The organism is Pseudoroseicyclus sp. H15, assembly GCF_054353345.1.
Genome location: NZ_JBTHJE010000001.1, coordinates 744,225 through 765,212 on the forward strand (window position 1 = coordinate 744,225; position 20,988 = coordinate 765,212).

Here is a 20,988-nt window from a genome sequence, read left to right on the forward strand (position 1 = left end):
TTGTCATTCGAGACATTCCAGGTAGGTCTCGCTGGTGAAACCTGCGAGAGCCTCATGCCCACGTCCGCACTCAGAACATCACCGGTCGCCCCGCAAAGCCGCCTCGCCACCCGGGGCCTGTCTTCGGGATATGGCGGCCAGCCCATCGTCCGCGAGGTGACGCTGACCATTCCGGACGCGGCCCTGACGGTGCTCATCGGGCCGAACGGCTGCGGCAAGTCCACGCTGCTCAAGACCATGGCGCGGGTCCTGCCGGCCTCTGCGGGGCAGGTCCTTCTCGACGGTCGGCCCGTGCACGACACGCCGACACGCAACGTGGCCCGGCGGCTGGCGCTGCTGCCACAGGGCCCGACCGCGCCCGAGGGGCTGCGGGTGCGCGAGCTGGTGGCGCAGGGCCGCTTTCCGCACCAGTCGCTCCTGCGGCAATGGTCGCGCGAGGATGCCCGCGCCGTCGAGGCGGCGATGGAGGCCGCCGATGTCGCGCAATTCGCGGACAGGCCGGTGTCGGAGCTGTCCGGCGGGCAGCGGCAGCGCTGCTGGGTCGCCATGGTGCTGGCCCAGGAGACGGACATCATCCTGCTCGACGAGCCCACGACCTTCCTCGACCTCAAGGTTCAGGTCGAGCTGATGAAGCTGCTGCGCCGCATCGCGCATGACGATGGCCGCACCCTGGTGGTCGTCCTGCACGAGCTGAACGTCGCCGCCGCCTTCGCCGACCTGCTGATCATGATGAAGGACGGAAGGCTCGTCTCGCAGGGGCCTGTCGAGACGGCCTTTACCGCAGAGGCGCTGGCGGAGGTCTTCGGCCTCGAGGCGAACGTGGTGGCAGACCCCGTCAGCGGGCGGCCGGTCTGCGTGCCCATCGTCGCGCCCAGCCTCGCGGTTGCGGCGCAGTGAGCGTGGCGGCCCTGCAGCGCGGCAGCCTGCTTGGCTGGGCCGCGCCCGTGGCGGGGCTCGCGGCCCTGCTGCTGGCCTTCGGGTGGCACATCTCCGTCGGGGCCAAGACGATCCCCCTCGGCACGGTGATCGAGGCGTTCATGGCCTACGACCCCTCCAACTTCGATCACGTCGTCATCGTCGACCTGCGCCTGCCGCGAGCCCTCTTCGCCGTGCTGGTGGGCGCCGCGCTCTCGGTCGCCGGGGCGCTGATGCAGGGCGTCACGCGCAACCCGCTCGCGGAGCCGGGCATCCTGGGCCTGCTGATCGGCGCCTCCTTTGCCGTAGTCGTCTTCGTCGGGGTGTTCGACCTCGCCCCGCCGGCGCTGATCCCGCTGGTGGCGGCCATCGGGGCGCTGGCGGCGGCGGGCATCGTCTGGGGCATCTCCACCGCCGCGCCGGGCGGGGCGACACCGCTGACGCTGGTGCTCGCCGGGGCGGCCATCACCGCCTTCCTCGGCGCGCTGATCACCGCGGCGAACCTGCTCGACGAGGAGACCTTCGAGGAGCTGCGCGTCTGGCTCACCGGCTCGCTCGCCGGGCGCCGGCTGGACGTGATGCCATGGGCGCTGCCCTGGCTCGCCGCGGGGCTGGTCATCGCCTTCGGCGCCGCGCGGCAGGTCACGGCGCTGGCGATGGGCGAGGAGACGGCCGTCGGGCTGGGCATGAACGTCGGCCGCCTGAAGGCGCTGGTGCTGGTCTCGGTGATCGCGCTCACCGCCTCTTCGGTGGCGATTGCCGGGCCGATGGGCTTTGTCGGCCTCGTCGTGCCGCATGCCGTGCGGCTGTTCGTGGGGCAGGATTACCGGCTGGTCGTGCCATGGTCGGCCGTGGCCGGGGCGGCCTATCTGCTGGTGGTGGATATCGCGGCGCGCATGGTGCTGGCGCCCGTCGAGATCTCCACGGGCCTCGTCACCGCGCTGCTGGGCGCGCCGATCTTCGTCTGGCTGATCAGGGCGCGGCTGTGACGGCCGGCCTCGTCACCCGGCTGGAGGGGCCCGTCACTTTCGCGCTGCCACTGCGGGCGCTCTGCGTGCTCGGCCTGCTCCTTGGCCTCGTCGCCGTGGTGCTGGTGATCAGCCTGATGACGGGCAGTTACGCGCTGGACATGCCGGGCGTGCTCTCCACGCTCGCCGGCAACCCGCCGTCGGCCACCGCGGACACCGTCGTCTGGCAATTCCGCTTCCCCCGCACGCTGGCGGCCTTCTTTGCGGGCGCGCTGCTGGCCCTGTCGGGCGCGACACTGCAGAACGTCACGCGCAACCCGCTGGCCGACCCGTCGCTGGTGGGCGTCAGCCAGGGCGCGGGGCTGGCCGTCGTCGCCGCCATCGTGCTGTTCCCGCAGTTGCCCTACGGGCTGCGGCCGCCTCTCGCCTTCGCCGGGGCGCTCGCCGTGGCCGCGCTGATCCAGTGGATTTCCATGCGGAGGACAGGCGGGGCGACGATGCGGTTCATCCTCACGGGGATCGGCGTCGCGGCGTTCATCTCGGCGGCGACCTCGGCGATGCTCACCTACGGCAAGATCGATCAGGCGATGGCGGCCTTGGGCTGGCTCGCCGGATCGGTCCATGCGGTGGGGTGGAGCGACGTCGCCGTGCTGGGGCTGACGCTCATCGTGCTCGTGCCTGCCCTCTTCGCTGCCTCGCGCCCGATGGCCGCGCTGCGCATGGGGCCGGAGATGGCCGTGGCGCTGGGCGTGCGGGTTGGCCGGGCGCGCGTGGCGCTGATCACCCTCTCCGTGGCGCTGGCCGCGGCGGCGGTGGCCATGGTCGGGCCGCTGGGCTTCGTCGGGCTGGTCGCGCCGCATCTGGCGCATCGGCTGGCCCGCTCGGGCGTGGGGCTGCACCTGGGGCTGTCGGCTGCGGCGGGCGCGCTTCTGGTGGGCGCGGCGGACCTGGCCGGGCGCTCTCTCTTCGCCCCGATCCAGATCCCGGCGGGCATCGTCACCGCGGTCATCGGCGTGCCGATCTTCGTGGCGCTCATCCTGCGCCGGGAAGGGAGCCCGTCATGAGCCGCTTCTGCAGCGAGCGCAGCCTTGCGGCGGGCGAGCCGCTTGCGGGCACTGGCATTCACCCGGCGCGCAACCTGCTGATCCAGTGGCCGAAAGCGAAATGGCGCCATTCGCTGCGCATCGCGGCGGACATGGACGAAGCGCTTGTCACCGCCCTCGAAGACGTCGTGTCGGCCGGCTGGCGCGTCAACCTCATCGACCGCAAGGGCGAGAGCCGCGAGACGCTGCGGGTCTTCCTCTATCCCGAGGCGCTCTCGTTCGAGCTGCGGGCGGAGGCCCTGCCCGCCTTCCTCGCCGCCATCCCCCTGGGCGCGGACGCGCTCACCCCTTTCGGCCCGAAGCCGGCGCGGACGCCGCTCGTCCTCTGCTGCACCCATGGCAAGCATGACCGCTGCTGCGCCAAGTTCGGCTTCGCCATCTACCGCGCGCTGGCCGCCGAAGCTGAGGCGCGCGGCGATTTCGACGTCTGGGAGGCCACGCATCTGGGCGGCTGCCGGCTGGCGGCGAGCGTTCTCGTGCTGCCCTCGATGCGCAAATACGGTCGCCTCGCCCCGGCAGACGCGCCGGCGCTGCTGAGCGCCGAAGCCGCGGACCTGCCCTATCTGAAATGCTATCGCGGCGCCTCTCACCTGGACGGCCCGGCGCAGGTCGCCGAGGTCGCCGGCCTGCAGCACCTCGCCAGCCAGGGCATCTACGGGACCGCCAAGCTGCGCGAGATCGGCGCCCTCCGCTATGCCGTGACGGTGGGCACCAGCGTCGCGCATGTCTCGCTCACCGAAGGCAGCATGAGCGGCCACAGTACCTGCGCCGATATCGACGGGGCCAACCCCCCCGCGACCAAGACAATCTGGCGGCCCCGCGTCGAGCCCCTCCGCGAGGCCGCCACCCCGAACACCCCACCGACCAAGACCTGACCCAAGGAATAAAGCCATGACACGCGCCATCCCGGCCCTCGGCTTGCTCATCGCTCTGGCACTGCCGACCACGGCCGCCGCCCAGGACACCCGCATCATCACCGACGACACCGGCACCGAGGTGGAGATCCCCACCGACCCGCAGCGCATCGTCGCCCTGCATGACAGCGTGCTGACGGTGCCTTTGCTGGAGCTCGGCGCCAATGTCGCCGGCAGCCATGGCCGCGGCGAGAGCGAGGATGGCGCCTTCATCCGCTCCAGCCTGTCGATCACCGGCATCGATTTCGACAATTCCGATATCGAGTGGGTCGGCAACCTTCCCGCCGACGTGGAGCGGATCGCCGCCGTGGAGCCGGACCTGATCCTCACCACCCAGTGGCAGACGGCGGATGTCGATCAGCTGCGCGCCATCGCGCCCACCGTGGTGCTCGATTACACGCAGCGCGGCGAGTGGGAGATCTACGATTGGCTCGCCGAGCTGACCGGCACGACCGACCAGCTGGAGCTGATGAAGCGCCGCTATGCCGACCAGATCGCCCTGATCCGCGAGGTGATCGACACCGAGAGCATCATGGTCTCGACCGTGCAGGCCAATCCCGGCGAGCTCTTCGCCTTCAACCCCTACGGCAATATCGGCAAGGTGCTGGTGGATGCCGGCTTCCAGCGGCCGGCCCTCATCGAGGCGATCCCCGAGGGCGGCAACCAGAGCTTCACCGCCGAAGTGCTGCCGGAGTTCGACGGCGATTTCATCTTTGCCACCTACCGCTCCACCGCCGGTGACGGGCCGGACGACGTGCGCGCCAATTTCGACAGCGTGCTGCCGGGCTGGTGCGATCAGCTGCACGCCTGCCGCGAAGACCAGATGTATTTCGTCAGCCGCTCGCTCGGCTCCACCCGCTCGTATTTCGCGCTTGGCGCCGTCAGCTACATGCTCCTTTCGGTGATCGGCGGGCAGGACTTCACCCCGATGCCGCGGTGAGGCCGCTGTCTCTAGACAATCTCAGGACATATCCCATGCGAACCAAGCTTTTGGCCCTCGCCCTCGCCGCGGTTGCAATCGCGGCGCCGGCCTGGGCGCAGGACACGCGCACCATCACCGACGATCTGGGCCGGGAGGTGACCTACCCGGCCGCGCCCGAGCGCATCGCCACGCTGCACGATATCGAGCTCACCGTACCGCTGCTGGAACTCGGTGCGCCGGTCGTGGCCAGCCATGGCCGCCCCGGGCCTGACGGAACGCCTATGATCCGCGCCGGCCTTCTGCTGACCGGCCAGGGGTTCTCGCCGGACGGCATCATCAATCTTGGCCACAACCCGGTCGATATCGAGGTTCTGGCCGCAGCGGCGCCCGATCTCATTCTGACGACCACCTGGCAGCAGGCCGAGATCTCGCAGCTCGAGGCGGTCGCCCCGACCATCGTGATCGACACAAGGTCGGGCCTGCGCGGAGATTACGAGCTCTACGACCTGCTGGCTGACCTTGTGGGCCGGACGGGCGCGCTCGGCACCCTGAAGGCCCGCTACGAGGCGCAGATCGCGCAGTTGCAGCGTGTCGCCGGGCAGGCGCCGCTTATGGTGAGTGCCTTCCACGCGCAGAATGGCAACCTGTCGGTGTGGAACCCCTATTCCTCCTTCGGCAAGGTGCTGCGGGATGCCGGCTTCTCTGCCCCCGCGCTGATCGAGAGCATCCCCGAGGGCACCTCCGAGCAGCTCAGCGCCGAGCACCTGCCCGAGCTGGATGCCGATGTCGTGCTCATCACCTATCGTACTGACCGCGGAGAAATCCCGGCGGATGCTCTGGCCGCGCTGGAAGAGACGGTGCCCGGCTATTGCGCGCAGCTGACGGCCTGCCAGGCGGACCGCATGATCATCATGCCCCGCGAAGAGGGCTGGGCGACCTCCTACGTGGGGCTGACGATGATCGCCTATGCGGTCACCACCGCCCTCGGCAGCCTCGATTCCCGGTGATGCGCCGCGGCCGCGCTCATGCCTCGCAATCGGCGCGGCCGCTCCCCCTATTCCTCAAATCGAAAGACCCAACATGAAACGTCTTCTTGGCGCTTCGGCGCTTGCCTTGCTCCCCGCGCCGGCCATGGCGCAGGACTACCCGCTGACCATCGAGCACAAGTTCGGCACGACCGTCATCGAGGAGCCGCCCGAGCGGGTGGCGAGCCTCGATTACAACGGCGCCGACAACCTTCTGGCGCTCGGCGTTCAGCCCGTCGCCATCCGCTACTGGTACGGCGATTACGAGAATGCCGTCTGGCCTTGGGCCGAAGACCTTCTGCAAAGCGAGCCGGAGATCCTGCGCGGCGCCCTCAACTTCGAGCAGATCGCGGCGACAGAGCCCGATGTCATCGTCGCGCTCTGGTCGGGCATCACGGCAGAGGAGTACGAGAGCCTGTCGCTCATCGCCCCGGTCGTGGCCGTGCCCGAAGGTGTCGGCGACTACTCCCTGCCATGGGATCAGCTCGCCCTGATGGCCGGCACCGCGGTCGGCCGGCTCGACGAGGCCGAGGCACAGGTCGCCGAGATCGAAGCCGAGATGCAGGCCATCGCCGCCCGGCACCCCGACTGGGCCGACAAGACCGCCGCCGTGGCCTATTACTACGGTGACACACCTGGCACCTACACCGGCGAGGATATTCGCCCGCTCCTGCTGTCGCGCCTCGGCCTGTCGTTGCCGGAGCCGGTTCAGGCGCTGGCCACGGGCAGCAAGTTCGCGGTGACCTTCTCGGAAGAAGAGCTTCAGATCGTCGATGCCGATGTGCTGATCTGGATGATCGACGAAACGGCGGGCCAGCGCGACAAGATCGAGGGGCTCGCCCTGCGCCCGGCGCTGACGGCCTACCAAGAGGGCCGCGAGATCATCACCGACGTGCTCCTGAGCAGCGCGTTCAGCCACGCCTCGCTGCTGAGCATCCCCTATGTCCTGGAGGAGCTCGAACCCCGCATCACCGCGGCCATCGACGGGGACCCGGCCACCGAGGTACCGGACTGATCGAGCCGGCCTCGGCGCATCTTAACACAACGGCCCAGCCGCTGCCCTTCCGGGTCGCGGCTGGACATCCGCGCATCCTCAGGCTCCGAGCGACTTTGCGTGCTGGCGCGGGCTCCTGCCCGTCACGCGCTTGAATGCCGTTCTGAACGCGCTCTCCGAGTCATAGCCGAGGGCATGGGAGATTGCCCCGATGGGCTCGCCGTGCTCCAGGCTGCGCCCGGCGAGCAGCATGCGCCACTTCGTGAGGTACTCGATGGGGCTCTCGCCAACCAACTGGCGAAACTGCGCCGCGAAGCCGGACCGCGACATGCCGGCCTCCGTGGCGAGGCTCTCAACCGTCCAGCGCCGCGACGGCTCGCGGTGGATCGCCTGAATGGCGGCGCCGACGCGCTTGTCTGACAGCGCGAAAAGCCAGCCGGTGCCGTTGGTCTCACTGAGATACAGGCGCAGCGCCTGGATGAAGATCATGCAGGCGAGCTGCTGCGCGACGAGGATGCCACCCGGCTTCAGATCGATCAGCTCCTGCCGCATCAGCCCGAAGGTCCAGCGCAGCGTCTCCCCCTCGGGCCCGCCCCGCAGATGCACGATGGGTGGCAGCATACCGAGCAGGATCTCGGCCTGCGGCCCGGCGAGCGCGAAATGGCCGCCGAGCACCGTCACCCCGGTGCCCTCGTTGAGCTTCACGAGGGAGCCCTCTTCGGCACTTAGAAAGTGGTGCCGCCAATCTTCGGGCGGCAGGCTCAGGTCGCTGGCGATCTGAAACGGCTGGCCGTGCGGCAGCATGAAGCAATCGCCCGTCTGCAGGAACACAGGCTCGCCTGCGCCTTCCACAGCGATCCAGCACGCGCCCTCGGCGACGGTGTAGCATTTGACGGCGTCATGCGCGTCAAAGCCGACCGACCAGTGCCCGCCCGCCACGAAGCCGCCCACCAGGTAGCTTCGCAGGCGCAGGAACGAGACGATGTCAGACAGCGGGTCCATTCTGGACGATCTCCATCAAAGATTGGAGCTTTGCGCATAGTTCGTCCGAAGTCGACGGCCTATCTCGGATCAAGCAATGACTTGATCAGTGGAGACGGCCTTTGACCTTCCAGATTTTGGCCTTCGTCATGACGGCCGCGTGCATCGTGCTCGGTGCCCGCTTCATGTTCTTCGGTGGCGGGCTGCTGAAGGAATGGGGGCTTGAGAGCAGCACCGGCGCGCTCATCCTGTTTCGCCGGATGGGCCTGATGTATCTCGGCCTCGCGCTGGCGTTCTTCCTCGGGCGAAACGCCGGGCCCTCCGACATCCGCTCGGCGCTGTGCCTGGTTCTGGGCGTCACGGCCATCCTGCTCTCAGGCCTCGGTCTCTACGAGTACCTGGCCCGGCGTGTCGGCGCGGGCATCTTTCGCTCGGTCGCCGCAGAGGCGGTGCTTGGCGCGGCCTTCCTCTGGGTTGGGTGGGCTGGCTGAGGAGCGGCGTCCACCAAGCCCACTCACGCATCCCGCGCCTGATGCGCCAGCCAGCTGCGGAAGGCGCGAACGCGGGGCAGGTCGCTCTTGCCCTCGGGCGTGACGAGGTAATAGCCGCCCGGCCCGTTCACCCGCACCGGGAAGGGCGCGATCAGGTTGCCCGAGGCAAGGTCGGTCTGCACCAGGAAGGTCGGCAGCAGGGCGACGCCCAAACCCGAGGTGGCGGCCTGCAGAACCATGAAGAAGTGCTCCAGCTTCAGGCCCCAGCGCATCTCGCCGGGGTCGATGCCCGTTGAGCGGAACCAGTGATCCCAGGCGCGGGGGCGCGTGGAGTGGATGATCAGGTCGTGCCGGCGGAGCATCGTGTAATCCACCAGCGGGTAGGGGCCGTCCATGATGCGCGGGCTGCAGACGACCAACAGCTCTTCCGACATGATCGGTTCGGCCAGATGCCCCGGCCATTCGCCGTAGCCGAAGCGGACGGCGGTATCGATGGTGTTATCGCCCTCGATGGGCGGGCCGTCGCTTGAGACAATATTGAGCGACAGCTCCGGGTGACGTTGCTGGAACGAGCCAAGGCGGGGGATCAGCCACTTGGTGCCAAAGGTCGGCAGGATGCCCACCGTCAGTGTGCCCGTGCCGGCGCGGGTAGAGAGCAGCTCGGTCGTGCCCGACTCGATTCGGTTCAGCGCTTCGCCCAGCAGATCGGCGTAGTAGCGGCCCTGATCCGTCAGCTCGATCACCCGGCTGCGGCGGGTGAAGAGCTCGATTTCCAGGTAATCCTCAAGGCTGCGGACCATGCGGCTGGCTGCGCTCTGCGTGACGTTCAGCTCGGTCGCGGCGCGGGTGAAGCTGCCGTGCCGCGCCGCCGCCTCGAAGGTACGCAGCGCGTTGAGGGAGGGAAGGGTTCGTCCGGCCATTTGCATTCCTTCAGCTCATGCAAGACCGATGTTTAGGGCGCTTGCGGGCGAGCGCAACCTGGCCTGTCATGCAGGTGTAATGAAGGGCCGCGCCTTGCCGGCTCGTCCCGAGCCTGCCGCAAAATGGGGCATCTGTCCCCGAAAGCTGCGCGGGCCAGAAGCACAAAAGGAACGTCATGAGTCTCTCAAAGATCGGTCGCCAACTCACCGCAGTCACAATGGGAATTGACCGGTTCGAGCGGACCCGGAACGACGGACACAGCCTGCTCGACGGCGAGGGCCTGGTGCCGATCTTCATGGGCGACGACCTGGTTGCGGCCCGCGATTACACCAGCTGGGATGCCGTCCATTCCGATCTGGGCGATCTGGAAAGCGACATCGAAGGGCTGCCGAAAGGCGAGCGTAAGGTATTCCTCGAGGGAATGCTCACCTCGCTGCGTCTGGCCGTTCGTCTGTTCTCCGGCGGCTCGCCGACTTTCGAGGAAAAGGTTGTCGATCTCGTCGGCGCGCCGCGCGGCAAGGTCGATCCCGGCATCATCGACACGGCCCGCGACAACATCGACCGTCTGCTCAGCCAGGCCGGCTTCACCGACGGAACCTTGCCCGAGCGCGTAGCGCGGTGGGAGGCCGAGAACGCCATCGACCCCGACAAGCTGGAAGGCGTCTTCACCGAGCTGATGGCGCAGGCCAAGGCCCGTACCGACGAGATGATCTTCGACACCGGCGACTACACTATGGCGCTGCACCCGGTCTCTGACGTGCCCTACACCGCCCGCTGCAATTTCAACGACGCGAAGATGGATCTGAACATGGATCTCAGCTTCACCCGCGCGGCGCTGAAGCATCTGGTGTGCCACGAGGTGTATCCCGGCCACTCGACCCAGCTTCTCTACACCCGCGCCGAGGTCGATGCCGGCCGCTCCACGATGGACGCTCTGCTCATCACCGCCAACGCCATCACCGGCTGCGTGCAGGAGGGCATCGGCGACCAGGGCATCCAGCTGATCGACTGGATCGAGGATGACGACGACCAGATCCATCTGGAGCTGCGCCGCCTGCGCTCTGCCGCGCAGACGACGGCGACCTGGGTCTACATGGTCGAGGGCACGCCCGCCGAAGAGGTGATGCGCTACCTCCGCGAAGTCGCGATGGGGCAGGAGGCCTGGGCCCGCGGGCGCCTGCGCATGGCGGCCCACCCGTTCCGCGGCCCGTTCATCGCCTCGTACTGGGCCGGCAACGAGGCCGTGCGCGCGGTGCGCGAGCGCATCAGGCCCGAACAGAAGCCCGAATTCCTCAAAGCGCTGTACGGCCGGGCCCAGAGCCCGCGCAGCCTCGACATGTTCCCGGCGGAGTAAACGCTATGAAATTCACTATCATCGGGGCAGGCGCCATCGGCGGCCTCGCCGGCGCCTACATGACGAAAGCCGGCCATGACGTGACGCTGGTCGACCGCTGGGCCGAGCATGTCGACGCGCTCAACAAGGCCGGCATGGTCATCGACGGTGTGCGCGGCGACATGACGGTAAACGTCACCGCCAAGCTGCCGAGCGAGCTGGAAGGTGACCTCGGCGTCGTCCTCATCGCCACCAAGTCGCAGCACGCGGTCGAGGCGGTGAAAGAGATCATCCCGCTTCTCACGCCGGAGAGCTGCGTCGTCTCCTACCAGAACGGCTTTAACGAGCCCGACCTCGTGGCCGCGCTCAATGAGGCCGGCCTGCCGGGCGACAAGATCGTCATGGGCTCGATCCCCAACTACGGCGGCGCACTCGTTGACCCCGGCTATATCGAATACGTCCACGAAGGCCCCATCCAGCTCGGCGAGATGGACGGTACCATGTCGGACCGTCTGAAAGAGATCGGCGAGGCGCTGAGCGCCCTCACCGAGGTGCAGTATTCCGACCGCATCTGGGGCCAGATCTGGGCCAAGGAAGTCTATGCGAGCCAGGTCGTTTTCTCGGCCCTCGTCGATGCGCCGATCCGCGAGACGCTCGGCAACGAGCGCTATGCCCGCATCGCCGGCGCCATCGTGAAAGAGGCGCTGGAGATCGCCGATGCCAAGGGCATCGACGTGCAGGCCTTCGATTTCTTCGATCCCGCCAACTACCGGGTGAAGACGGCGGAAGACACGCGCAAGCTGCTCGACAACATCAACCACGCGATCTGGCTCTTAAAGAAAGACCAGGACACCAAGCCCACGCACCAGTTCAAGAAAAAGGGCTCGGGCATCTGGTGGGACATCGTCTATCGCAAGCGCCCCTCCGAGACGCGCTCTTCCAGCGGCAAGCTCGTGGCTTACGGCGAAGAGGTCGGCGCCGATACGCGGCTGAACGCGAAGCTCTTCGAGATGATCTACGAGATCGAAGAGGGCCAGCGCGAGCTTGGCTTCCACAACTACGATGAACTCGAGGCCTATGTGGCCGAATGCGGAAAGACCCTGCCATGAGCGAAGAGAAACTCGGCGTCGGCGTCATCGGCACCTTTGCCTGGGCCGACAAGGCACACCTGCCCGGATACAAGGCGCATGAAAGCGTCGATCTCGTCGCCGTCTGCGACGTCAACGAAGAGCGAGCCCGTGCGGCGGCCGAGAAGTTCGGCGCCCGCAAGGTTTATACCAACGCGGCCGAGATGATCGCCGACCCCGAAGTGCAGATGGTCGACGTCTGCACGCCGACCCATACGCACCTGCCGCTGTCGCTGGATGCCATCGCCGCCGGCAAGCATGTTCTGTCGGAAAAGCCGCTGCATACCGAAGCCGCCCCCGCCTTCGATGCCGCCGCCCGGGCCGATGCCGCTGGTGTGCGCACCAAGCTGGGCTTCACCTTCCGCTACTCCCCCGCGATCCGCTGGATTCAGGCGGCGGTGGCCTCCGGCGAGCTGGGCGAGATCTACCATATCCACGGCTTCGAGCAGAACCAGCAGTGGCTCGACCCTGACTTCCCGCTGCGCCAGGTGGCGCCCGACGCCAAGCGTGACGAGCTGATCCCCTCGTCGATCGTCGGCTATGGCAGCCACCTGATCGACCTGATGCGCTGGGTGGGCGGCGAGTTCGACTCGGTCGTGTCGAGCATGAAGAACTTCATCCCCGAGCGCGTGATCCGCGGCGAGGAAGGCCGCCAGCGCGTGCTGATCGACGACGGCACGGTCGGCCTGGTCGAGTACAAGAGCGGTGCGCAGGCGACGCTTCAAACCAGCTACATCGCCGTCGGCAACTACCCCGGTGTCGAGCTCCGGGTCTACGGCTCCAAGGGCGCGGCCATCGCGCGGCTGATCTCTGAATACGACGTGCAAGAGACGCTGATGGTGGCCGACAAGGAGAACTTCGAGTTCCGCAAGGTCGACCTTCCCGACAGCACCCTGCCGCCGGGCACCACGCTCGCCACGCCGTGGCCCGAGCTCTACTACCGCAACCTCGTGCGGCATTTCGTTGACGAGATCCTCGACGACAAACCGCAGGAATGCACCTTCTACGACGGCGCCAAGAGCCAGGAGATTGTCGACGCCTTCATCAAGGCCCATCGCGAACGCCGCTGGGTCGAGGTGGGCAAGTGACCAGCACTGTCGACGCCTATCTCGCGCACCGCTTCGCATGGCGCCCGGTCGATGCGACCTTCATGGGCGCCGCCGGCCATGACGACCGGCTCCCCCGCACCGGCCCCGATGCCCCGGCGGAGGAGCTGGCCGAGCTGGACAAGCTGATCGCCGAGGTCGAGGCCGCCCGCGACCTCGGCGAGAGCGACCGGCAGATGCTGCTGGCCGAGATGCGCGTCGAGCGCTCGGCCCTCAGCATCCACCCGCGCCACCGCAACCCGGCGTGGCACACGGGCGAGGCTGCCTTCGGGGTGATCTCGCTGCTGCTGCCGCAGTCGCAGCCGTGGAAGGGCGAGGCCGTGGCCGCGCGCCTTGCCGCCATCCCAGCCTTCCTGAAGGACGGGCAGGCTGCCATCGGCGGCGGCGCCGTGCCGCCCGGCTGGGTCTGGCGGGCGCAGAACGAATGCGCCGTGATGCAGACTTTCCTGCGCGAAGATCTCCAGCTTCACCCTGCCTATAGCGGCGCCTGGGACGAACCGGCAAACGCCGCCGCCGCCGCCTTCGCAGCCTATGGCGAGGCGCTCACCGACCTGCCGGAGGCAGACCCGGCCTTCGGCGAAGAGCATCTGGCGCTGGTGATGCGTGAGCAGCACCGCCTGGACTTCGGCCCCGAGGAGGCCCGCGCCCGCGCCGAGGAGGCGTTCGCCAAGCTCGGCACCGAGCTGGAAGAGATGGCCCGCGAGATCGACCCCGGCACGCCGTGGGAAGATCAGATCGCCGCCCTCTCCACCCTGCATCCCGGCAGCGAAGCCGGCGTGATGGAGAGCCTGCGCCAGCTCGATACCGATACGCTGGGCGCCGCGAACGGGCTGGTCACGCCCGCCACCGAATACGGGCTCGATTATCGCTTCTTCCCCGACTGGGCGCGTAACGTCTCGAAGGCGCTGTACTTCCTGTTCTATCGCTCGCCGCCGGGCCTGAACCCGGGCGACGGCAGCACCTATTGGGTCAGCCGCGCCGGCGATGACATGGGCGCCTATCTGGCCGCCAACAGCACCGCCATGCTCAAGACCATCCACGCCGTCCATCACGGCAGCGTCGGGCACCACACCCAGAACGCCCGCGCCCGGCAGGCGCCCTCGCGCCTTGGCCGCATCGCCGGCACCGATTGCGCGATGGGGCTGGCCTTCATCGGCTCGGGCACGCTGATCGAGGGCTGGGCCTGCTATGTCGAAGATCTGCTGATGGAGGCCCCCGGCTTCTACAGCCCGACCGAATGCCTGCTTCTGAAGTCGTTCGAGCGGCGCAACGCGGCCAGCGTTCTGGTCGACGTGAACCTGCATACCGGCGCCTGGAGCCTGGATGAGGCGGCGCGCTTCTATGCCGAAGAGGCCGGCTTTGCCCCCGCCCGCGTGAAAGGCGAAGTCATCCGCAACTCGATGTTCCCCGGCAGCCGGCTGATGTACTGGATCGGCGTCGAGGGCATCCGAGAGCTGCGCCGCCGCTGGACCGGCACGACGCAGGATTTCCACGATACGCTTCTGTCCCTCGGCCATGTCCCCCTGGCGACCGTGGCCGAACACATGGCGCAAGAAGGCACCCTCGCTGCATGACCGAGCCGCTCCTCGAAATCCGTAATCTCGTCACCGAATTCCGCACCGAAAGCGGCGTGGTCAGGGCCGTGAAGGGCGTCGACCTGACCATCGGCCGCGGCGAGACGCTGGCGCTGGTCGGCGAAAGCGGCTCGGGCAAATCCGTCACCTCGCTGTCTGCCATGCGCCTGATCGACGAGCGCGCCGGCCGCATTGCGGGGGGCGAGATGCTGTTCACCGGGCGCGACGGCAAGGTTCGCGACCTGGTGACGCTGGACAAGGACGCGATGAGCGATCTGCGCGGCTCTGAGATGGCGATGATCTTCCAGGAGCCGATGACTTCGTTGAACCCGGCACACCGGATCGGTGCGCAGATCGCCGAGGCCGCCCGCCTGCACGAGGGCCTCAGCTCCAAGGCCGCCAAGGCCCGCGCCATCGAGATGCTGCGACTGGTTGAGATCCCCGAGCCGGAGCGACGGGCCGAGGCCTATCCGCACCAGCTTTCGGGCGGCATGCGGCAGCGGGTGATGATCGCCAGCGCGCTGGTCTGCAACCCCTCGCTGCTGATCGCCGACGAACCGACGACGGCGCTCGATTCCACCGTGCAGCTGCAGATCCTGGTGCTGCTCAAGCGCCTGCAGGAAGAGTTCCAGATGGGCGTGCTCTTCATCACCCACAATCTCGGCGTCGTGGCCGAGATCGCCGACAGGGTGGCGGTGATGTATGGCGGCCGCATCGTCGAAGACGCGCCGATGGCGCAGATCCTCGATGCGCCGCGCCATCCTTACACCCGCGGCCTGCTCGGCAGCGTGCCGCGCACCGATCACGCCGCCCGCGCCAGCGGCAAGCGCGAGCGGCTGGCGCAGATTCCCGGCAGCATGGTCGACCCGCTGCGCCCGCCGCCGGGCTGCGATTTCGAGCCGCGCTGCGCCTGGGCCGTGCCCGAGTGCCGCGCCGCCGTTCCGCCGCTCGACCCGACGGGCGCCGATAGCCACGCCCGCTGCATCCGCTGGAAGGACATCGCATGAGCCAGCCGCTGCTAGACGTACATGACCTTCGGGTCCATTTCCCGGTCGGGCGCACCATGTTCGACAAGGGCGTCACCGTGCGCGCCGTCGACGGCGTGTCGCTGACCATCGGCAAGGGCGAGGTGATGGGGCTCGTGGGCGAAAGCGGCTCGGGCAAGACGACGCTCGGCCGCTCGCTGCTGCGCCTGATCGAGCCCACCGGCGGCTCGGTGCGCCTGAACGGCGAAGAGGTGACGACGATGTCGCCAACCCGCCTGCGCCAGGCCCGGTCGGAAATGCAGATCATCTTCCAGGACCCCTTCGCCAGCCTCAACCCGCGCATGAGCGTGGGCGAGATCCTCGGCGAGGCTCTCCAACTGCACGGAATCGGCACGCGCGCCGACCGGCGCGACCGGGTCGCCGAGCTGCTGCAGAAGGTCGGACTGCCTGCAAATGCGGCACAGCGCCATCCTCATGAGTTTTCCGGCGGGCAGCGCCAGCGCATCGGCATTGCCCGGGCGCTCTCGGTCAACCCGGCCTTCATCGTCGCCGATGAGCCGGTCAGCGCCCTCGACGTGTCGATCCAGGCGCAGATCGTGAACCTGCTGCATGACCTGCGCGAGGCGATGGAGCTGTCGATCCTGTTCATCGGGCACGACCTGTCGGTGATCGAATATCTCTGCGACCGGGTCATGGTTCTGTACATGGGCCGGGTGATGGAGACGGGCACCGTCGCCGACATCTACGAACGCCCGCGGCACCCGTATACGCGAGCCCTGCTTGACGCTGCACCGCAGGTCACCACCCAGCGGCGCACCGACCGGATCATGCTGTCGGGCGATCTGCCGAGCCCCGTGAACCCCCCTTCGGGCTGCATCTTCCGCACCCGCTGCCCCTTCGCGACAGAGGCCTGCGCGCAGACCATCCCGCCGCTCGAGACGCGCGCGCCGGGGCACGAGGTCGCCTGCATCCGCGCCGGAGAGATCGATCTTGTTCCCGCCTGACCGTCCGGCACCCCTTTGCCCGGCATGCATGAGTTCAACGCCGTGCAACGCCGAGATTTTGAACCGTTGCCCGCCTTCAGGCAGCCAATAGCGTGAGTTCCATGATACGCATCTACATCGCATCCAAGGGCGACCGCGCCGGCCTCGCCAAGCTGTTCCAGGCCGAGCTGCCGGACGCCGAAGTGCTCATCGACCCGGCCGAGCTGGGCACCGAGCCCTGCCCCTATATCGTCGTCGGCCGCCCCGATCCCGGCACCATCGCCAGCGTGCCCGGCGTAGAGGTCGTGCTGTCGCTGAACGCCGGCGTCGAGCATCTGCTGGCCTCGGGCGAAGTGCCCGACGGCATGCCGATCGTGCGCATGGTCGATGACGGCCTGGCCGAGGGCATGACGGAATGGGTGCTGGCCGAAGTGCTCGCCTGGCATCGCAACATCCTGCACTACAAGGACGTTCAGGCCGAAGGGCGCTGGGCCGCCGAGAAGGAGAAGCTGGCCCGCGACCGCGTGGTCACCGTCCTGGGCGCCGGTGCGCTCGGCGGACGGGCGGCGGAATACCTGGCGCATCTGGGCTTCCAGACCCGCGTCTGGAGCCGGTCTGGCCGCGAGATCCCCGGCTGCCGCGCCTATGGCGCCGATGCGCTGGGCGAGGCCGTCGATGGCGCCGACGTGCTGGTGAACCTGCTGCCGCTGACCGCCGAGACGCGCGACCTGATCGACGGCGCCCTTCTGGGCCGCATGGCCAAGGATGGCCTCTTCGTGAACGGCGCGCGGGGCGCGCATGTCGTCGATGCCGATCTGATCGCGGCGCTCGATGCAGGCCAGCTGTCCTGGGCCGCGCTCGACGTCTTCCGGACAGAGCCGCTGCCCGAGGGCGACCCGCTCTGGCGGCACCCCCGGGTGCTCGTCTCTCCCCATGTTGCAGCCCCGACCCATCCCGGGCCGGCGGTTGCGGAAATGGCTGCCAACATCCGGCGCCACCAGAACGGCGAGCCGATGCGCAACGTCGTCGATCGCGCGGCGGGGTACTGACCGCGCCCAACCAATGACCGGGGCGAGAAACCCTCGGCAACAAGACTTCAACCAGGAGACTGAGAATGACCAGACTTACACGTCGCGGCCTCTTCCGGGCCACCGTTGCGGGCGCTGCCCTGTTGCCGCTCACCGTCAGCTGGGCCGCCGCCCAGCAATCCGGCGGCACGCTCGATGTCGGCCTCACCTACGAGATCGACACGATGAACGTCTACTCGACCGGCTATCTGGGCGATGCGCAGGCGACCATCGTCGAAGGCCTGCTCGCCCCCGACCAGAACGCCAACTACGTCCCCGTGCTCGCCACCGAAGTGCCGACGCTCGACAATGGCGGCATCGTGCTGTCCGACGACGGCGAGACCATGACCATCACCTACCACCTGCGCGAAGGCGTGGTGTGGCATGACGGCGAGCCCTTCACCTCGGCCGACGTCGCCTTCACCTGGGAAGCGGTCAAAGACCCGAACTTCATCGCCGAATCCAAGTCGGGCACCGAAACCATCGACTCGATCGAAACGCCCGACGACTACACCGTCATCGTGCATTACAACACGATCGCGCCGGACTTCGCCTCGACGCTGTTCACCTTCGGCATCATGCCCAAGCACGTGCTTGAGGGCACCGATCTGAACACCAGCGAGTACAACGAGCTGCCCATCGGCACCGGCCCCTTCATGGCGACCGAGTTCGAGCGCGGCCAGTATGTCGTTGCCGACCGCAACCCCAACTACTGGCGCACCGCCGAGGATGGCACGCAGCTGCCCTACCTCGACCGGATCGTCTTCCACATCGTGCCCGACTCGAACACCATCATGACGCAGCTGCGTTCGGGTGAGCTCGATCTGGTCGTGAAGACGCCCTACAATCAGGCCGCTCAGGTTGAGGCGATGGACGACATGGAGCTGGTCGTCGGCCCGCTGCTGTCGTGGCAGCACCTCGACTTCAACTTCCGCAACGACCTGCTCGACGATCTGCCGGTCCGCCAGGCCATCGCGCATGCCATCGACCGTGACGTGCTGATCCGCGCCCAGGGCGGTTTCCCCGAAGCCATCAAGTCGATCGTCGTTCCGGTCTTCTCGATGTACGACGACACCACGCCCGAGCTGGCCTATGACGTCGACATGGCCAACCAGATCCTCGACGATGCTGGCTACGAGATGGGCGACGATGGCATCCGCACCAAGGATGGCGAGCGCATGTCCTTCGAGTTCGTGGTGACCGCGGGCGCCACCGACGACGAGAACATCCAGCAGATCCTGATGGCGCAGCTGAAGGAGATCGGCATCGAGCTTATCCCCGACAACCGTGCCGGTGTGGCCTATCGTGAAGCCCGCTACTCGGGCGATTACGACATGATCTACGGCCGCTGGATCACCTCTGCCGACCCGGTCTACTCGGTCTTCTACGGCACCGATGGCCCGAACAACGGCCAGGGCTACTCGAACCCGGAGCTCGACGAAGTGCTCGCCACGCTCGAAAACAGCCTCGACCCGGAGATCCGTCAGGAAGCCTCGTCGATGATGCAGCACATGATCGCGGAAGATATCCCGTCGATCCCGCTGACGACCAACGTCGCGCTGATCTCCAAGACCACCGCACTGAAAAACTTCGTGCCGAACCCGACGAACATGACCAACTTCGTCAACACGGCCGATTGGTACCTCGAGGAGTAATCCTCTCAGGCCGGCCGCGGACATGCCCGCGGCCGGCTCCCCTCCGCCCCCAAAGGGATTCAAGTGAGCTTCAGTTTCCTCATCCGGCGTATCCTTGGCGCGATCCCGCTGCTCTTCGGGATTTCGCTGGTGCTCTTCGTCATCATCCACCTCGCCCCCGGCGGCCCGCTCGACGTGTATGCCGACAACCCCTCGGTCTCGCCCGAGGCGCTGGCGCAGATCCGCGAGAGCTTCGGCCTCGACGACCCGCTGCCGCTGCAATACGTCAAGTGGCTCGGCTCGATGGTCACCGGCGACTGGGGCCTGTCGATCCGCACCGGGCGTCCCGTGCTCGACGAGATCGTCACCCGGCTCGGCCCCACGCTGCAGCTCGGCGGCATCTCGATGCTCCTGTCCTTCATGATCGCGCTGCCGCTCGGCATCATCAGTGCCGCCCGCCGTGGCAGCCGCACCGATAGCACCGTCACGCTCGCCGCCTTCGCCGGCATCTCGCTGCCCGTCTTCTGGTCGGCGCTGCTGCTGCAGCTGATCTTCAGCGTCTGGCTGGGCTGGCTGCCCTCTGCGGGGATGAAATCCATCGGCGACGGCTCGTTCTCTGACCGGCTGGTCCACCTGATCATGCCGGTGACGGTTCTGTCGCTGGCCACCATCGCCAGCTGGAGCCGCTACATCCGCTCCGGCATGGTCGACGTGCTCAGCCAGGATTACATTCGTACCGCCTATGCCAAGGGCCGGCGCGAGCCGGCCGTGATCGTGCTGCACGCCCTGCGCAATGCCATGATCCCCGCCGTGACGGTGATCGCCATCGACTTCGTCACCATTATCTCCGGTGCTGTCATCACCGAGACCGTCTTCGCCTGGCCCGGCATCGGCCGCTTGTTCGTGGAAAGCATGAACGGCCGCGACTACCCGATGCTCATGGGCCTGATGATGATGGGCTCCGTCGGCGTCGTCGGCGCCAATATCCTGGCCGACATCGTCTATGCCACGCTCGACCCCCGGATCCGTCATGGTTGATCTCACAACAGATACACTCGACACGCCGGCCACGCAGAGCCGCCGGCCGCTGCGCCAGATGGCCTCCCGCTTCGCGCGGCACCGCCTGGCGGTGGTGGGCCTCGTCCTGCTGGTGATCATGACGCTGATCGTCATCGTCGGGCCCTGGCTCTCTCCCTATGCCTACGATCAGCAGGATTTCATGCTGATCGGCATGCCCGGCGCGCCCTCCTCCGAGCATTGGCTCGGCACCGACGAGCTGGGGCGCGACGCGCTGACCCGGCTGATCTACGGCGGCCGTGTCTCGCTGGGCGTGGGCCTGCTCGGCGCGATCATCTCGACGATCGTCGGCACCTTCATCGGCTCCATCGCCGGCTTCTACCGCGGCTTCTGGGACGTGGTGCTGATGCGCTTCACCGATGTGATGCTCTCGATCCCCACGCTGCCGCTGGTGCTTCTGCTCTCCACCCTGTTCCGGCCCAGCCCGGTGCTGCTGGTCGCCATCGTCGGCGGCCTGATCTGGATGGGCACGGCGCGCCTCGTTCGATCGCAATTCCTCGCCCTGCGCGAGCGGGAATATGTCGAGGCGGCGCGGGCGCTGGGGGCAGGAGGGCCGCGGCTGATGTTCCGCCATATCCTGCCCAATGCGCTGGGGCCGATCACCGTGGCCGCAACGCTGGCCGTCGGCAGCTCGATCATGCTGGAATCCGCTTTGTCGTTCCTCGGCTTCGGCATCCTGCCGCCGGTGCCGACCTGGGGGAACATCCTGAACTCGGCCAGTGGTTGGCTGGCGATCGCACCCTGGCTCGCGATCCCGCCGGGGCTCGCCATCTTCTTCACGGTGCTCGCCGTCAATTTCGTGGGCGAAGGCCTGCGCGACGCAATGGAGCCCCGCGGCTGAGATCGCGGCGCCCGATAATATCCTTC

20 protein-coding genes are annotated in these 20,988 nt (G+C 67.7%); 18 read left to right on the forward strand and 2 right to left on the reverse strand.

The window, feature by feature from the left end:
* Positions 1 to 54 precede the first annotated feature (54 nt).
* From ACXN5S_RS03545 to ACXN5S_RS03575, 7 genes are all read left to right on the forward strand, one after another.
* Positions 55 to 897: an ABC transporter ATP-binding protein gene (locus ACXN5S_RS03545; RefSeq protein WP_458604004.1), complete on the forward strand. Its 843-nt coding sequence runs from the start codon at positions 55 to 57 to the stop codon at positions 895 to 897.
* On the forward strand, positions 894 to 1,904 hold the full coding sequence (locus tag ACXN5S_RS03550) for a FecCD family ABC transporter permease (RefSeq protein ID WP_458604005.1): 1,011 nt from the start codon (positions 894 to 896) through the stop codon (positions 1,902 to 1,904). Before ACXN5S_RS03545 ends, ACXN5S_RS03550 begins: the two co-directional genes overlap by 4 nt.
* The gene (locus tag ACXN5S_RS03555; RefSeq protein WP_458604006.1) at positions 1,901 to 2,947 is read left to right on the forward strand and encodes a FecCD family ABC transporter permease; all 1,047 of its coding nucleotides are present in this window, start codon (positions 1,901 to 1,903) and stop codon (positions 2,945 to 2,947) included. The genes ACXN5S_RS03550 and ACXN5S_RS03555 overlap by 4 nt, the downstream gene beginning before the upstream one ends.
* On the forward strand, positions 2,944 to 3,861 hold the full coding sequence (locus ACXN5S_RS03560; protein WP_458604007.1) for a sucrase ferredoxin: 918 nt from the start codon (positions 2,944 to 2,946) through the stop codon (positions 3,859 to 3,861). The genes ACXN5S_RS03555 and ACXN5S_RS03560 overlap by 4 nt, the downstream gene beginning before the upstream one ends.
* Positions 3,862 to 3,877: 16 nt before the next feature.
* On the forward strand, positions 3,878 to 4,840 hold the full coding sequence (locus tag ACXN5S_RS03565; RefSeq protein ID WP_458604008.1) for an ABC transporter substrate-binding protein: 963 nt from the start codon (positions 3,878 to 3,880) through the stop codon (positions 4,838 to 4,840).
* A 35-nt stretch (positions 4,841 to 4,875) separates the two neighbouring features.
* Entirely contained in the window at positions 4,876 to 5,829 is a 954-nt protein-coding gene (locus ACXN5S_RS03570) for an ABC transporter substrate-binding protein (RefSeq protein ID WP_458604009.1), read from the forward strand.
* A 73-nt stretch (positions 5,830 to 5,902) separates the two neighbouring features.
* Positions 5,903 to 6,862 (forward strand): ABC transporter substrate-binding protein, encoded by a 960-nt coding sequence (locus ACXN5S_RS03575; RefSeq protein WP_458604010.1) that lies wholly within the window; start codon positions 5,903 to 5,905, stop codon positions 6,860 to 6,862.
* Positions 6,863 to 6,940: 78 nt separating this feature from the next.
* Here the strand turns inward: ACXN5S_RS03575 and ACXN5S_RS03580 are convergent, their stop codons facing one another.
* Positions 6,941 to 7,843 (reverse strand): AraC family transcriptional regulator, encoded by a 903-nt coding sequence (locus tag ACXN5S_RS03580; RefSeq protein ID WP_458604011.1) that lies wholly within the window; start codon positions 7,841 to 7,843, stop codon positions 6,941 to 6,943.
* A gap of 101 nt (positions 7,844 to 7,944) precedes the next feature.
* On the opposite strand from ACXN5S_RS03580, the gene ACXN5S_RS03585 reads away from it, so the two are divergent.
* Positions 7,945 to 8,313 (forward strand): hypothetical protein, encoded by a 369-nt coding sequence (locus ACXN5S_RS03585; RefSeq protein WP_458604012.1) that lies wholly within the window; start codon positions 7,945 to 7,947, stop codon positions 8,311 to 8,313.
* Between the two features lie 23 nt (positions 8,314 to 8,336).
* On the opposite strand, the gene gcvA is transcribed toward ACXN5S_RS03585, so the two are convergent.
* The gene (gene gcvA, locus ACXN5S_RS03590) at positions 8,337 to 9,233 is read right to left on the reverse strand and encodes a transcriptional regulator GcvA (protein ID WP_458604013.1); all 897 of its coding nucleotides are present in this window, start codon (positions 9,231 to 9,233) and stop codon (positions 8,337 to 8,339) included.
* Between the two features lie 176 nt (positions 9,234 to 9,409).
* On the opposite strand from gcvA, the gene ACXN5S_RS03595 reads away from it, so the two are divergent.
* The 10 genes from ACXN5S_RS03595 to ACXN5S_RS03640 all read left to right on the forward strand — a co-directional run bounded on the left by ACXN5S_RS03595 (position 9,410) and on the right by ACXN5S_RS03640 (position 20,962).
* Positions 9,410 to 10,588 (forward strand): hypothetical protein, encoded by a 1,179-nt coding sequence (locus ACXN5S_RS03595; protein WP_458604014.1) that lies wholly within the window; start codon positions 9,410 to 9,412, stop codon positions 10,586 to 10,588.
* Positions 10,589 to 10,593: 5 nt separating this feature from the next.
* Positions 10,594 to 11,676 (forward strand): ketopantoate reductase family protein, encoded by a 1,083-nt coding sequence (locus ACXN5S_RS03600; RefSeq protein WP_458604015.1) that lies wholly within the window; start codon positions 10,594 to 10,596, stop codon positions 11,674 to 11,676.
* Positions 11,673 to 12,782: a Gfo/Idh/MocA family protein gene (locus tag ACXN5S_RS03605; RefSeq protein ID WP_458604016.1), complete on the forward strand. Its 1,110-nt coding sequence runs from the start codon at positions 11,673 to 11,675 to the stop codon at positions 12,780 to 12,782. The genes ACXN5S_RS03600 and ACXN5S_RS03605 overlap by 4 nt, the downstream gene beginning before the upstream one ends.
* Entirely contained in the window at positions 12,779 to 14,374 is a 1,596-nt protein-coding gene (locus tag ACXN5S_RS03610; RefSeq protein ID WP_458604017.1) for a DUF885 family protein, read from the forward strand. Before ACXN5S_RS03605 ends, ACXN5S_RS03610 begins: the two co-directional genes overlap by 4 nt.
* Entirely contained in the window at positions 14,371 to 15,381 is a 1,011-nt protein-coding gene (locus ACXN5S_RS03615; RefSeq protein ID WP_458604018.1) for an ABC transporter ATP-binding protein, read from the forward strand. The genes ACXN5S_RS03610 and ACXN5S_RS03615 overlap by 4 nt, the downstream gene beginning before the upstream one ends.
* Entirely contained in the window at positions 15,378 to 16,364 is a 987-nt protein-coding gene (locus ACXN5S_RS03620; protein WP_458604019.1) for an ABC transporter ATP-binding protein, read from the forward strand. The genes ACXN5S_RS03615 and ACXN5S_RS03620 overlap by 4 nt, the downstream gene beginning before the upstream one ends.
* 101 nt (positions 16,365 to 16,465) lie before the next feature.
* Complete coding sequence (locus tag ACXN5S_RS03625; RefSeq protein ID WP_458604020.1) at positions 16,466 to 17,392, forward strand: 2-hydroxyacid dehydrogenase; 927 nt, start codon at positions 16,466 to 16,468, stop codon at positions 17,390 to 17,392.
* Positions 17,393 to 17,457: 65 nt separating this feature from the next.
* Positions 17,458 to 19,065 carry an ABC transporter substrate-binding protein gene (locus tag ACXN5S_RS03630; protein WP_458604021.1) on the forward strand — a complete coding sequence of 536 codons (1,608 nt, stop codon included), beginning with the start codon at positions 17,458 to 17,460 and terminating at the stop codon, positions 19,063 to 19,065.
* Between the two features lie 63 nt (positions 19,066 to 19,128).
* Positions 19,129 to 20,082, forward strand: a complete 954-nt coding sequence (locus tag ACXN5S_RS03635) for an ABC transporter permease (protein ID WP_458604022.1) — start codon at positions 19,129 to 19,131, stop codon at positions 20,080 to 20,082.
* Entirely contained in the window at positions 20,075 to 20,962 is an 888-nt protein-coding gene (locus ACXN5S_RS03640) for an ABC transporter permease (protein WP_458604023.1), read from the forward strand. Before ACXN5S_RS03635 ends, ACXN5S_RS03640 begins: the two co-directional genes overlap by 8 nt.
* The last annotated feature ends 26 nt before the right edge of the window (positions 20,963 to 20,988 follow it).